Source organism: Marisediminitalea alba, assembly GCF_002993365.1.
Classification (GTDB): Bacteria; Pseudomonadota; Gammaproteobacteria; order Enterobacterales; family Alteromonadaceae; genus Alteromonas; species Alteromonas alba.
Window position 1 is genome coordinate 39584 of record NZ_PVNP01000051.1, and the last position, 12811, is coordinate 52394.

Sequence of the window (12811 nt, forward strand, 5' to 3'; positions counted from 1 at the left end):
TAATATAACCGCAGGGAGGTAAAGATACACCTTTAGTATAATTTTTTAATTTGCTCTTATCTGCACAACATTCTTACCCGCTGACCTTCGAAAAACTCGCCTTAGACGACCTAAAACTGGCCATTTTCTGTACTGCCGCTCTTCAAGAGAGATAAGTAAAGTAAAGGGGATGATTATCATCATTCACAACCTTTAGGAGCTACACATGAAATTATCTACTGTTCGAATCTGTATGATCGTGCTGGCGTTGTTCGCTGGCTTTAATAGTGCCACTGCTGAATCATTAAAAATGACTGACGAAGTCAGCCAGGTGGCAACCACTCAAACTTTGCTAAACCTGAATACCGCCTCACTGGAGCAACTGATGACGTTACCGGGAATTGGCAAAAGCAAAGCGGCTGCCATTATTAGTTACCGGGAATCCCAGGGCCCATTCAGCTCGGTGGATGAGCTGACCCGGGTAAAAGGTATCGGAGTTAAGATGCTGGCAAAACTTACCGGCAGTATTGAAGTTCGCTAACGTTAAAAAGAACTAGCTGTATCAGGAATGGCAGACTGGCAACAAAAAAGCCGCGGTTATTCTCCGCGGCTTTCACTTGAGCATAAATTGACTGTATGCAACCTATGGCATCGCGTCCAAATCTTCGCCTTCTTTTTCAACCTGTGGCGGCATAAGATCTTCTTTACTGATCCCCAACGCCAATGCCACAGAACTGGCAATATAGATAGAGGAATAGGTACCTACTACCACACCAAATAACAACGCTGTAGCAAAACCATGGATAAGCGCACCGCCTTTAAAGAACAGCGCCAGCAATACCAACACGGTAGTTAATGAGGTAATGATGGTTCGGTTAAGCGTTTGGGTCAGTGAAATATTGATAATTTCCACTGGCTCCCCCTTGCGGATCTTGCGAAAGTTTTCACGGATCCGGTCTGATACCACGATGGTATCGTTAAGCGAGTAACCAATAACTGCCAGAACCGCAGCCAGTACCGTCAGGTCGAATTCCAGTTGCAAAAACGAGAACAGACCGAGAGTCAGCAGCACATCGTGTATCAGTGCCGATACTGAGCCCAGCGCAAAACGCCATTCAAATCGTGCAGCTACGTAAATCAGGATACAGATAAGCGCTACCAGCATCGCCAGACCGCCCTGCTCTGTAAGCTCCTCACCCACGTTTGGCCCAACAAACTCGATACGGCGTTTTTCCACACTGCTATCAGCCTGTTGCAGGATATCAATCACCTGGTCACCAATGGTAACGGCTTTTACACCTTCACGCGGCGCAATTCGGATAAGCACATCAGTACTACTTCCAAAATTCTGCACTACGGCATCGGGGAAGTCGTTAGCCGCCAGAGACGAACGAATCTCGCCCAGATCTGCGGCTTGCTCATAACCGACTTCAATCAGGGTACCGCCGGTAAAATCCAGCCCCCAGTTCAGGCTGTTAGTTGCCAGCGAGAATATCGAAGCGAGGATTAGCACCGTTGACAATATCATTGCGGGTACCCGCAATTTCATAAAGTTAACGGTTTCGGATAATTTTAATAATTGCATGTCAGACGCTCCTATATCGCCAGTTTGCTAACACGGCGACCACCCCAAATGGCATTTACAATCACCCGGGTAACCAGAATCGCGGTAAACATAGAAGTGGCGATACCAATCATCAGCGTGATCGAGAAGCCTTTTATCGGTCCGGTACCAACGGCAAAAAGAATCAAACCAGCGATAAAGGTAGTAATATTAGCATCAAGAATGGTAGAGAAAGCACTGTCATAGCCCTGATGAATTGCCTGTTGCGGACTACGCCCGTCACGAATCTCTTCGCGAATACGCTCAAAGATCAGCACGTTGGCATCAACCGCCATACCCACTGTAAGAACAATACCCGCCATACCTGGCAGAGTCAGCGTTGCTCCCGGGATCATCGACATAATGCCCACAATCATAACCAGGTTCAGGCCCAGCGCGATGTCGGCCACAATACCAAAGGCTTTGTAGTACACCAGCATAAACACCATTACCAGCGCCAGACCCCAGATAATCGCCTGCATCCCTAAATCGATATTTTCCTGACCCAGGCTTGGGCCTACAGTACGCTCTTCAACAATCTGAATGGGCGCAATCAAGGCACCAGCTCGAAGTAAGAGGCTTAAATCGCGGGCTTCTTTGGGTGAATCAAGACCGGTGATCTGAAAATTACTGGCAAACTGACCACGGATGGTCGCGACGTTGATAACTTCTTCGTGACGTTCAAAAATCAGCTTATCGTTGGCGTCACGTTCGCCGGTAGCCTTGTATTCAATAAATACGGTGGCCATCGGTTTTCCGACATTTTCACGGGTATTGCGCGACATTTTATTACCGCCTTCACTATCCAGCGATATACTAACCTGCGGTAAACCGTATTCATCAACGCCACTGTTGGCGTCAATGATGTGGTTACCGGTAACCACAACACGTTTATCGAGCAGTACTGGACGTTCACCTTCATATAGCAGTTGTGAACCAGGGGGGACACGCCCGGCTACGGCGTCGCGGACGTCGTTGTCCTGATCGACCATTCTGAATTCCAGCGTTGCAGTGGCATTAAGAATTTCTTTCGCCTGAGCGGTATCCTGAATACCTGGCAATTGCACCACAATGCGCTCTGCGCCTTGCTTTTGCACTACAGGTTCGGCAACACCCAGTTGATTTACCCGGTTACGGATAATGGTGATATTCTGCTTAACCGCGTAGTCTCGGATCTCGGCAAGCTTCTGCTCAGAGAAACGGGCCCGCAGTACCAGATCATCCATTTCCTGATAAGTCAGGTCACGATTACGGTTTTCGAGGAAAAACTCCGCTTTATCAAGCGTTTCTTCATCGCGGAACTGAATATCAATAAAGCCATCGCGCACATTCACCGAGCGATAACGCAGTTTTTCTTCACGTAATGCGGTACGAAAATCGCTTTCAGCATCCTCCAGTGATTTACCAATGGCTTCGTTCATGTCGACTTCCATCAGGAAGTGCACACCACCCCGTAAATCCAGCCCCAGTTTCATCGGCATGCCACCAAGGCCTTCCAGCCACTCGGGTGTATCAGGCGCAAGGTTCATGGCCACTACATAATCAGTGCCGAGTTCACGATCGAGAAAATCACGCGCTTTTAACTGGCTGTCTGAATCCGGCAGACGGATCAGCAACTGCTCGTTTTCAAACTCTACCGATTTAATCGGTATGTTTTGTTCAGCAAGCGCGGAGGTGATTCGAGATTCGAGTGCTGCGGTGACAGTGGCGTTGCGCGAACCGGAAATTTGCACGGCATTATCTTCACCGTACAAATTTGGCAACGCATACAGGCCGCACATCAGTACCATAAACAGTACGACCAGCACCTTAAAAAATGAGTTTTGGTTTAACACAAAAATTCCCTACGACGGGCTGCAGTGATCACCGAGCCCGTTTTAGCTGGTTACTTAGATAGACTTCATTGTGCCTTTTGGCAGCACGGCACTTACGGCAGATTTTTGCACCACGATGTTGGTTTGGTCATTCAGCGCTACTTCAATAAAATCCTTTTCGTCAGACACTTTGGTTACTTTACCGACCATGCCGCCCTGGGTCAGAATCTCATCACCTTTGGCCAGTGATGATACCAGTGCTTTATGCTCTTTAACGCGTTTTGCCTGCGGACGATACAGCAGGAAATAGAAAATCAGGCCAAACACGCCCAGCATGATCAGCATTTCTAAACCGCCGCCCTGGCCACCGCCACCAGCTGTTTGTGCGTGTGCTTCGGAAATAAATAAACTCATAATGTTCCCCGTTATAAATTGTTATAAAGCCGGTACCGGCATGTTTTTCTGTGCGTAAAATTCGCTGACAAATTGGTCGAGAGTATTACTCGCAATCGCGTCCCGCAATCCCTGCATAACCCGTTGATAATAACGCAGGTTATGGATGGTGTTGAGTCTAGCGCCAAGTATCTCATTGCACTTGTCGAGATGATGTAAATATGACCGAGAATAGTTTTTGCAAGTGTAACAATCACAATTTTCGTCGAGCGGACCCGTGTCATGCTTATGTTTGGCGTTGCGGATTTTTATCACACCTTCGGTGACAAACAAATGACCGTTACGAGCATTTCGGGTTGGCATCACACAATCAAACATGTCGATGCCGCGGCGAACTGCCTCTACGATATCTTCCGGTTTCCCTACGCCCATCAGGTAGCGGGGCTTATGTTCAGGAATTTTCGGCGCCGTGTGTTCGATAATGCGGATCATGTCTTCTTTGGGCTCGCCCACCGACAATCCGCCAATGGCGTAACCATCAAAGCCAATATCCTCAAGACCAGCCAGAGAAATATCGCGCAGATCTTCGTACATGCCGCCCTGAATAATACCGAACAGGGCTGATGGATTATCACCATGGGCATCTTTACTGCGCCGCGCCCAGCGCAGCGACAGTTCCATAGAAATACGGGCCTCCTGCTGCGAAGCCGGGTACGGCGTACACTCATCGAAAATCATCACGATATCCGAGCCCAAATCACGCTGCACTTCCATGGATTTTTCCGGCGTCAGCAAAATCTTTTCGCCATTGATTGGCGAGCGGAAGGTCACCCCTTCCTCGGTGATTTTGCGTAAATCACCCAGGCTAAATACCTGAAAGCCACCGGAATCAGTGAGAATTGGCTTTTGCCAGTGCATGAAATCGTGCAGATCACCGTGTTCTTTTATGATCCCGGTACCCGGGCGCAACATCAGGTGGAAGGTGTTTCCCAGACAAATATGGGCACCACTGTCGGCCAGTTCTTCGGGGGTCATTCCTTTTACGGTACCGTAAGTACCTACCGGCATAAACGCCGGCGTTTCCACTTCGCCACGTTCAAACACCAGCTTTCCTCGTCTGGCGCGTCCGTCGGTATGGAGCAGTTCAAATTGCATGAGAAATTATATCCTGTCTGATCAAGAGGGCTATTTACGCACCCCCTTCGTCGATACTCAATTGAGGGCGGATTATACCAGCAATACAACAGAGATCATGTGTTAATGCTTTTTTCAATAAACATGCTGTCGCCGTAGCTATAAAAGCGGTATTCCTGTTCAATGGCTTCGGCGTAAGCCTTAAGCACATTGTCGCGCCCGGCAAAAGCACTGATCAGCATAATCAGCGTGGATTCAGGCAGGTGAAAGTTGGTGAACATGGCGTCCACTACCTTAAATTCGAAACCGGGATAAATAAAGATATCCGTGTCGGCCTGGAACGGCTCAATCACTTCGGCTTTATCGGCATGCAGCGCTGCAGACTCCAGTGAACGCACTGAAGTGGTTCCTACCGCAATCACACGCTTGCCAGCGGTTTTGGTGGCTCGTACTGCATCCACCACAGTTTGCGGCACAATGGCATATTCGCTGTGCATCTTGTGTTCAAGCACATTGTCGACTCGCACTGGCTGAAAAGTACCAGCACCTACGTGTAAAGTAACGTAAGCCAGATTAACCTGCTTTTCTGCCAGCGCGGCTAAAATGGTCTCGTCAAAATGCAATCCTGCCGTAGGTGCTGCTACGGCGCCGGGGGCCTGATTATAAACCGTTTGATAACGTTCTTTGTCGCTGTCTTCATCGGCTCTGTCTATATACGGTGGTAATGGCATATGGCCGTGGGCGTCGAGCTGCTCAAGCACCGTACTCTCGCCGTCAAAAGACAGCTCAAACAACGCGTCCTGCCTGCCTGTTACGGTCACTTCAACCGCCCCTTCCAGCAGTAATTTAGTGCCGGGCTTCGGTGCTTTGCTGGCGCGCACATGGGCCAGCGCTTTATGCTCGTCCACAATGCGCTCAACCAGCACTTCCACTTTACCGCCAGAGGCCTTCTGCCCCAGCAGTCGAGCAGGTATGACCCGGGTATTATTAAATACCAGCAGATCCCCCGGCTCTACCAAATCAAGCATATCGCGGAACTGTTTATGCTCGACCGTGCCCGTTTTACCATCAAGATGTAACAAACGGCTGGCAGTGCGTTCGGCGGTAGGATGTTTAGCAATCAGGTGCTCGGGCAGTGTAAAACTAAAATCTGATAATTTCATGCAGCTCAAATGTCGTATCAAATTGCTTTTAAGTCGCGGAGAATAACCGCCCTAACGGGCTTTCCTTCGAGTCAAAAGGGTTTCTGTCAAAAATTGGCGGGAGTTTAACACATTTCGTCGAAAAAAGGCCGTGTCATCGGCACAATTTCACGCTTTACAGCGGTATTTAAAAGCTCATTTAGCGGGTGGCAGTTTCAGGCCTGGCGACATTCTATTGAGCAACTGTAAAGCCTCAGTTCTCTTGCAATTCATTTACTTACAATTCCCCTGAATTTACCCTGCAAGTATCACACCAACTTTAGGTATTTATATCCATACCAATGAATGCCGTATGATACACAGTTTTTCTTTTATTATTTTGGAATAAGACTATTATTTAACCAAAGCGATGATGTTCTCCCATCTTCCTTATTCGACCCAGTCATTTTGGCTGGGTTTTGTTTATGTGCCGCACAAACCACGTATCTTCTGCCTTGTAGCAATTTAATCGCTGTCTCCGGCAGCCATTACCTCGGCCATCATCTCTGCCGATAACGGCCGTGATTTGAGGACAAAAAGAATCTGTAACAGCAAATCGGCACCTAAAATGCCTTTATTCACTTTATTGCGCAAATTATCGGCAGTTTGCGAGACCCCTATTTCTGCCAGTTTGTCACTCAATCCCTGATATTTCACACCGCGCAGCGACATTTCCGAACGAATAATCCGCTGTACCACCATCCGCCATTGATTCTGACCTTTCAAAACAACCCCTTTTGTGAATTATAATTTACATTGACACACTTTTTTACACATATAGACATAATTATTATTGACTATTGCTACCTTAATTGTCTACACTTTTCCTCGTTCCGGCAGATATGCTCAAAAAAATCAGTCGGAACGGGCAATGAGAACAACACAGACTATCGGTTTAGTCACACTTTGTTGCACTAATTAACGTAAAGTCGTTGCAACAGTGTAGTAAATCTGACTAGAGTTAACGGCATTTAGCTGATTCGGTAAGGAGATATAGTATGGAATGGGATCTTGAACAACTTGAGGCCCTGTTTAAAGACATGGATGACCTGGTCGTCACCCGCGAGAAAGAATGTTTACTGATTGCAAATCAGGACGGGCTGGATGCCTGGCTGGCAATCAGCGGTGAGCAAATCATAGTTGAGAGTTTACTGTTTAACGCTTCGCAGGTTGCCGATAAAGCCGCTCTGGACCACGATATTCTGTCAACTCACATGCTTTTCCCACTCACAACGGTGGCCATATCCAACGTTAATGGAGAGGAATACTACACGGCATTCGGTGCGCTGAGCGCGCAGTCAAAAGCAGAGAGTATTCAAATTGAAGTGACTACGTTATTCCAGAACGTGGCAGCTTTCCTTGACGCTTATGAGTCACATTTGAAGTAATTTAAGGAGAAATTTATGTCTGTTTGGAAAAAACTGATCACAGCAGTGAAAGGTGGAGCCAACGAAGCGGCCCAGTCAGTGGTAGATAGTCAGGCAATCAGAATTCTTGAACAGGAAATTCGGGAAGCAAAAGAAGAGTTGCGCAAATCTGATCATGCCCGCACCCAGATTCTGGCTAAGTGCAAATTGTCACAGCAAAAAGTTGATGGATTTAACCAGTCGATTGCGGAGTATGAAGCCCATGCCCGTAAAGCTATCGACACCGACCGTGAACTGGCGCTTGATTGCGCACAAAAAGTTAGCGAACTGAAAGCTGAACGCGACCAGGAACAGCAATACCTCGACCAATTCAATGCGTCAGAGAAGCAGCTGGCTAAAAATATTCAGCAGGCAAAAGCCAACCTGCGTCGCCTGGAACAACAGGTTGATATGGTAAAAGCAACTGAAAGCGTGCAGAAGGCTCAGGTTGCAGTATCTTCCCGTCATATGGGCGCAAACAGCAAAATGAAGACGGCGACTGAGTCACTGTCGCGGATTCAGGAAAAGCAGAAAATGCGCACTGCGGAACTGGAAGCCGCGGAAGAACTGGCTTCTTCTGAGTCGTCTGACGATTTAGAGAAGCGCCTGGCAGCGGCAGGCATCAAAGGCGGCCAGAGTTCGGCCGACGATGAGCTGGCACGCATTTTAGGCAAATAAATAAAATCAAGCGGTTAAGTCTCGGACTTGCTCTCTGGCAGGTACTTGGACTAACCGCTATTTTTTTGCGAAGATGGCAGGTAACTCAACAACAGGGATCGTCAGTGGCGCTAATATGTGGATAAAAATCCGACGTGTAATGCTTAACTACTTTGCCGAATCACGATGGTATACCATCGTTCTGGCGACGTTGTTTTATGCATTGTCGTCCTGGTTGTTACTTTATGCATTCGACGAACAGGCACTGACCGAAAGTGTTGATTTCATCTACTGGCTGGCAGTGACCGGCTCAACAGTTGGCTACGGTGATTTGTCGCCGCAAACCCCGGCTGGCAAGCTTATTGTGGCCTTGTATGTCATTCCGCTTGGGTTAAGTATCTTTGCGATGATTGTGGGTCGGGTTGCCGCATTTGTGGGAAATCAATGGAGAAAAGGTATTATGGGGTTATCCAGTCTCGATGTAAGCAATCATATTCTGGTCATTGGCTGGAATGAGCAACGCACGTTATTACTGCTCAAACTACTCCTGCAGGAACGTCAGTCCCTGGCCGAAAAGCCCGATATCGTACTTTGTGTCAGAGCCGACATTACCAATCCCATGCCCGATAAAATAGAATTCGTTCGGGTTGAATCGTTTAATAAAGATGAAGACATGGACAAAGCCTGTATCAGCGCGGCCTCCACCATTCTTATTGATAATCCCGAAGACGATTTAACCATGACCACCGCGCTCTATTGTTCTCAAAAGAATCCGTCCGCTCATCAGGTTGCTTATTTTAATGATGAAAGCCTGGTCCGGCTGCTGCAGATGCACTGCCCACAGGTAGAATGTACGCCCAGCGTTGCGGTTGAAATGCTCGCCAAGGCCGCTTTCGACCCCGGTTCCAGTACGCTGCATCACGATTTGTTGAGCGTGGATGATGATGGTCAGGCGCAATTTTCTCTGACTATTCCCCACTCGGTTGAGCCGGTGAGCTACCAAACCTTATTTATGGCGTTTAAACGTCAATATGATGCTACCTTAATAGGTTGTGCCGGCGCTGAGCGCGGCCAATCCATTACGCTCAACCCCGCACTAAATACGGTTATATCACCGCAGGATAAACTTTATTATATCGCCAAAGCCCGCATTACCGATATTAACTGGAATGCGCTCACGGAGCAGTGATATGTTTAAAAAATGGTTTAAATCAGATGCCCCCCAAAAGCCTGCCGCACCGGAGGTGATGGGTCTGTATTTAGGCGGCTCCTTTGAACTGGATGCGCTTAAACTCAAATTACTCACGCCACAATTGTGTATTGAAGGCGCCGCCAACAAACATCTTATTCAGGCCGTAGGCCAGGCAGAGCTGGACAGCGGCGGCACCCTGTTACGCTTTTATACCGACGACGATGCCTTCCTGCAGGTAGTGCTTGACGGTGGTATGAGCGAAAACCACATTACCGATGTCAAGCTCTGGTACTTCTACTCTACCACCACTGTCGGCAACCAGTCGCAATGGCAACAATGTCTGAACAACGAAATTTCCCGCCCTACCTATGAACTTGAAGGCCATAGTTTTTCTCGCGTTTGGGATGCAGTGGGTGAAGAATCACCACCGGTTGCCGTTACCGAAAAAACCTGGGAAGAAGACGGCGATGTGAGTGAAACCGACCAGTTTATGATGCTTTACGAGCGCGAAATTGATAACGACCGCACGGAGTCTCTGCTGGTTGCCGGCGAAGAGAAAATCGTCGGTGCCAATGCCGATCGCTGCCTCGTAATCAGTACCGGTTTTGACATACAACCCTCAGATATTCGCATTAACGGCTAACAATAAGGAAAACGCATGGAAATTATCACTCAGTCGATGGCCGGACTTTTAAACTTCGCCCTGTATTTTGCGATCTCTATTATTTATCTGTTCATTTTTAAGGTGGTGTACGCCATGGTTACGCCGCACGATGAATGGAAACTGGTAAAACAGGAAAAGAACGTGGCCGCAGCCATTGGCTTTGGTGGCGCCATGGTTGGTTTCAGTCTTGCCCTGGCAAGCGCCGCGTCTAACTCTCTGGGGTTGATTGATTTTACCCTGTGGGGCATTGTTGCCGTGATTGCGCAGAGCCTGGCTTTTGCCCTGTTGCGGTTTAGCTTTATGCCGAAAATTGCCGAGCGCATTAATAACAATGAAGTTTCTGCCGGTGTTATGCTTGCTGCCATGTCGATTGCCGTGGGTATTCTGAATGCCGCTTGCATGACTTATTAGGAGTTTTGCGATGAGCCATTCACAAAAACGTTCTAAAAGTATTCATCTGCATCAGTTACGCAAAGCTTTTGCATTAAAACCGCTGGCCGTGGGTGTAGCCGGGATCATGCTCACCGCCTGTGGTGGCAGCCGCGAACAGTCAAACATTTATGTATCGCCGGAAGATTGCCAGCAGGATAATCCGGAAGCAACCGGCCAGTGCCTGGCGGCCTACGAGTCGGCGCTTGAGGAGCATAACCGCACTGCGCCCAAGTTCAATACGCAAAATGATTGTGAATACGAATTTGGTAATGACCGCTGTCAGTATGTACAAACGTCTTCAGGCAGCTTTTTTATGCCCTTTATGGCCGGTTATATGGTAAGTCAGCTGCTGCAACCGCGGCCTTACTATTCGCAACCCTTGTATACTTCGTTCTCGTCTTACTCGCCGTTCCGTTCCCGCTGGGTTACTTCAAACGGTTATGTGTTTGACGGTGATATCAGAAGACGCTCTTATAATGCTCCGTCTTCGGTATTTGAGAAAAAACCAACCGTAAACCGCACCATTAAACGCGGTGGGTTTGGTAGCAGCGTGCGGGCGAAATCGAGCTGGGGCAGCTCAGGTAGTAAGTCCAAGGGCTGGGGCGGCTAGCATGTTCAGAATGGCCAGTCAGCCGCGCCACAACTGGCAACAGTTAGCGGCTGAATATGGTTTTCATTTTCATACCATGTACGGCGAACCCTACTGGGATGAAAGTGCTTACTATCAGTTTACCCTGCATCAAATTGAGCAGGACATAGAAGATCCCAGTGCCGAATTACACCAGATGTGTTTGCACGTGGTAGACAAGGTGGTTAACTCTGAGGCATTGCTCACCCAGTGCCAGATACCACAAGCACACTGGGATTTTATCGCCTCAAGCTGGCGTGAAAAACAACCTTCTCTGTATTCACGGCTGGATCTGGTTTACGACGGTCAATCTCCCGCCAAGCTGTTAGAAAACAATGCAGATACCCCCACTTCCCTGTATGAAACCGGCTTCTGGCAATGGCTATGGCTGGAGAACCTGGTGGATGCCGGTCAGATTGCGCGCCACGCCGATCAGTTTAACTCCTTGCAGGAGAAGCTCGTTTACCGGTTTGAGCAATTAAGACAGCAATATAATTATCAGCGTATTCACTTTAGTTGTTGTGAAGATTCGGTAGAGGATCGCGGCACCGTGCAATACCTGCAGGATTGTGCCAGTGCAGCGGGCATAGACGCACCGTTTTTGTTTATTGAAGACATAGGCCTGAGCGACACAGGCTACTTTACCGATTTAGACGACAACGCCATTACCCGATGTTTCAAACTGTACCCGTGGGAATTTATGCTTCGGGAGGAATTTGGTGATGCGCTGGAAGCCGCTGATGTAGGCTGGCTTGAGCCACCATGGAAATCAGTGTTATCCAATAAGGCGCTGCTGCCGCTGTTGTGGCAGGAATTTCCCAATCATCCCAATCTGTTACCGGCATTTTTTGAACAGGATAAGCATCGGACCACCGCCGGTAAGTGGATTAAAAAGCCGTTATTTTCCCGTGAAGGGGCCAATATCTCGCTGCTTAACGATAATGATTCACCAACCACCCTATCAGAAGGACCCTACGGTGAAGAAGGGTTTATCCTGCAACAGTACCAGCCACTGCCCCGCTACGGCGACCAATATGTATTGATTGGCAGTTGGCTGGTAGACGATTTACCGGCTGGCATTTCCATTCGGGAAGACCGTTCACTGATTACTCAGGACTTATCGCGCTATTTGCCGCACATTATTTTATGAAACAGTTTACCTTATCCCAGCAACTCAGAATTTTAGGCATATTGGCGCTCGGCCTGCTCGGCACCGAGTTTATTAATTTATTGCTGTCTAACTGGTTAAATCAATTCGGCATCCGTCCGCGCGATCCGGGCAACCTGCCGGGAATTTTTCTTGCCCCCTGGCTACACGCTAACCTCACCCATTTTGCCAGTAACTTTTTGCCATTATTACTGTTTATGTGGCTGAGTATGCAATGGGGCAAACTGACTTTTCTGAAGTCTACGCTGCTGATTTGGCTGGGCGCCGGCTTGCTGGTGTGGTTATTTGGTCGTAATGCTATGCACATTGGCGCCAGCGGCATTGTTTATGGTTACCTTGGCTTTCTCATCCTCGGCGGCTTTTATAGCAAAAAGTTACATTTATTGATTATTTCAGTAGTGATAGCCGTGCTATATGGCGGTATGATATTCGGTGTACTGCCCTTACAGCGATTTGTTTCCTTTGAATACCACCTGTTTGGTTTCATCATGGGCTTACTAAGTGCCCATCTGTGGGCGAAATCCTCATAAGCCGGGCTTGAAGCCTGCCATTGTAAGTAA

At 48.2% G+C, this 12811-nt stretch carries 15 protein-coding genes; 9 read left to right on the top strand and 6 right to left on the bottom strand.

Features of this window, described 5'->3' with window-relative positions; all coding sequences use genetic code 11:
- Nucleotides 1-205 precede the first annotated feature (205 nt).
- Nucleotides 206-520: a ComEA family DNA-binding protein gene (locus tag C6Y40_RS06380; protein ID WP_105933860.1), complete on the top strand. Its 315-nt coding sequence runs from the start codon at nt 206-208 to the stop codon at nt 518-520.
- 102 nt (nt 521-622) lie between these two features.
- Here the strand turns inward: C6Y40_RS06380 and secF are convergent, their stop codons facing one another.
- From secF to C6Y40_RS06410, 6 genes are all read right to left on the bottom strand, one after another.
- Entirely contained in the window at nt 623-1564 is a 942-nt protein-coding gene (secF, locus tag C6Y40_RS06385; protein WP_105933861.1) for a protein translocase subunit SecF, read from the bottom strand.
- 11 nt (nt 1565-1575) lie between these two features.
- Entirely contained in the window at nt 1576-3417 is a 1842-nt protein-coding gene (gene secD, locus C6Y40_RS06390) for a protein translocase subunit SecD (protein WP_105933862.1), read from the bottom strand.
- A gap of 54 nt (nt 3418-3471) precedes the next feature.
- Nucleotides 3472-3810 carry a preprotein translocase subunit YajC gene (yajC, locus tag C6Y40_RS06395; RefSeq protein ID WP_105933863.1) on the bottom strand — a complete coding sequence of 113 codons (339 nt, stop codon included), beginning with the start codon at nt 3808-3810 and terminating at the stop codon, nt 3472-3474.
- A gap of 21 nt (nt 3811-3831) precedes the next feature.
- Nucleotides 3832-4944, bottom strand: coding sequence for a tRNA guanosine(34) transglycosylase Tgt (gene tgt / locus C6Y40_RS06400; RefSeq protein ID WP_105933864.1), 1113 nt, complete (start codon nt 4942-4944; stop codon nt 3832-3834).
- A 95-nt stretch (nt 4945-5039) separates the two neighbouring features.
- Nucleotides 5040-6086, bottom strand: a complete 1047-nt coding sequence (queA, locus tag C6Y40_RS06405; protein WP_105933865.1) for a tRNA preQ1(34) S-adenosylmethionine ribosyltransferase-isomerase QueA — start codon at nt 6084-6086, stop codon at nt 5040-5042.
- A 483-nt stretch (nt 6087-6569) separates the two neighbouring features.
- Nucleotides 6570-6806, bottom strand: coding sequence for a DUF6471 domain-containing protein (locus tag C6Y40_RS06410; protein WP_240621865.1), 237 nt, complete (start codon nt 6804-6806; stop codon nt 6570-6572).
- A gap of 296 nt (nt 6807-7102) precedes the next feature.
- Here C6Y40_RS06410 and C6Y40_RS06415 point away from each other — a divergent pair, with 296 nt between their 5' ends.
- From C6Y40_RS06415 to C6Y40_RS06450, 8 genes are all read left to right on the top strand, one after another.
- Nucleotides 7103-7492, top strand: coding sequence for a DUF2170 family protein (locus C6Y40_RS06415; RefSeq protein ID WP_070177030.1), 390 nt, complete (start codon nt 7103-7105; stop codon nt 7490-7492).
- A gap of 15 nt (nt 7493-7507) precedes the next feature.
- Complete coding sequence (locus C6Y40_RS06420) at nt 7508-8188, top strand: PspA/IM30 family protein (protein ID WP_105933867.1); 681 nt, start codon at nt 7508-7510, stop codon at nt 8186-8188.
- A gap of 115 nt (nt 8189-8303) precedes the next feature.
- On the top strand, nt 8304-9356 hold the full coding sequence (locus C6Y40_RS06425) for a potassium channel family protein (RefSeq protein WP_105933868.1): 1053 nt from the start codon (nt 8304-8306) through the stop codon (nt 9354-9356).
- A gap of 1 nt (nt 9357) precedes the next feature.
- Nucleotides 9358-10002 carry a YjfK family protein gene (locus tag C6Y40_RS06430; RefSeq protein WP_105933869.1) on the top strand — a complete coding sequence of 215 codons (645 nt, stop codon included), beginning with the start codon at nt 9358-9360 and terminating at the stop codon, nt 10000-10002.
- A 15-nt stretch (nt 10003-10017) separates the two neighbouring features.
- Nucleotides 10018-10434 carry a DUF350 domain-containing protein gene (locus C6Y40_RS06435; protein WP_105933870.1) on the top strand — a complete coding sequence of 139 codons (417 nt, stop codon included), beginning with the start codon at nt 10018-10020 and terminating at the stop codon, nt 10432-10434.
- A gap of 10 nt (nt 10435-10444) precedes the next feature.
- The gene (locus C6Y40_RS06440) at nt 10445-11065 is read left to right on the top strand and encodes a DUF1190 domain-containing protein (protein WP_105933871.1); all 621 of its coding nucleotides are present in this window, start codon (nt 10445-10447) and stop codon (nt 11063-11065) included.
- A 1-nt stretch (nt 11066) separates the two neighbouring features.
- Nucleotides 11067-12233 carry a glutathionylspermidine synthase family protein gene (locus tag C6Y40_RS06445; RefSeq protein ID WP_105933872.1) on the top strand — a complete coding sequence of 389 codons (1167 nt, stop codon included), beginning with the start codon at nt 11067-11069 and terminating at the stop codon, nt 12231-12233.
- Nucleotides 12230-12781, top strand: a complete 552-nt coding sequence (locus tag C6Y40_RS06450; RefSeq protein ID WP_105933873.1) for a rhomboid family intramembrane serine protease — start codon at nt 12230-12232, stop codon at nt 12779-12781. Before C6Y40_RS06445 ends, C6Y40_RS06450 begins: the two co-directional genes overlap by 4 nt.
- Nucleotides 12782-12811: the final 30 nt, after the last annotated feature.

Bases quoted from the DNA above. Each gene is read 5' to 3' on its own strand.
- C6Y40_RS06380 (WP_105933860.1), top strand. From the start codon at position 206: ATGAAATTATCTACTGTTCGAATCTGTATGATCGTGCTGGCGTTGTTC.
- secF (WP_105933861.1), bottom strand. From the start codon at position 1,564: ATGCAATTATTAAAATTATCCGAAACCGTTAACTTTATGAAATTGCGG.
- yajC (WP_105933863.1), bottom strand. From the start codon at position 3,810: ATGAGTTTATTTATTTCCGAAGCACACGCACAAACAGCTGGTGGCGGT.
- tgt (WP_105933864.1), bottom strand. From the start codon at position 4,944: ATGCAATTTGAACTGCTCCATACCGACGGACGCGCCAGACGAGGAAAG.
- queA (WP_105933865.1), bottom strand. From the start codon at position 6,086: ATGAAATTATCAGATTTTAGTTTTACACTGCCCGAGCACCTGATTGCT.
- C6Y40_RS06410 (WP_240621865.1), bottom strand. From the start codon at position 6,806: ATGGTGGTACAGCGGATTATTCGTTCGGAAATGTCGCTGCGCGGTGTG.
- C6Y40_RS06415 (WP_070177030.1), top strand. From the start codon at position 7,103: ATGGAATGGGATCTTGAACAACTTGAGGCCCTGTTTAAAGACATGGAT.
- C6Y40_RS06420 (WP_105933867.1), top strand. From the start codon at position 7,508: ATGTCTGTTTGGAAAAAACTGATCACAGCAGTGAAAGGTGGAGCCAAC.
- C6Y40_RS06425 (WP_105933868.1), top strand. From the start codon at position 8,304: ATGTGGATAAAAATCCGACGTGTAATGCTTAACTACTTTGCCGAATCA.
- C6Y40_RS06430 (WP_105933869.1), top strand. From the start codon at position 9,358: ATGTTTAAAAAATGGTTTAAATCAGATGCCCCCCAAAAGCCTGCCGCA.
- C6Y40_RS06435 (WP_105933870.1), top strand. From the start codon at position 10,018: ATGGAAATTATCACTCAGTCGATGGCCGGACTTTTAAACTTCGCCCTG.
- C6Y40_RS06440 (WP_105933871.1), top strand. From the start codon at position 10,445: ATGAGCCATTCACAAAAACGTTCTAAAAGTATTCATCTGCATCAGTTA.
- C6Y40_RS06445 (WP_105933872.1), top strand. From the start codon at position 11,067: ATGTTCAGAATGGCCAGTCAGCCGCGCCACAACTGGCAACAGTTAGCG.
- C6Y40_RS06450 (WP_105933873.1), top strand. From the start codon at position 12,230: ATGAAACAGTTTACCTTATCCCAGCAACTCAGAATTTTAGGCATATTG.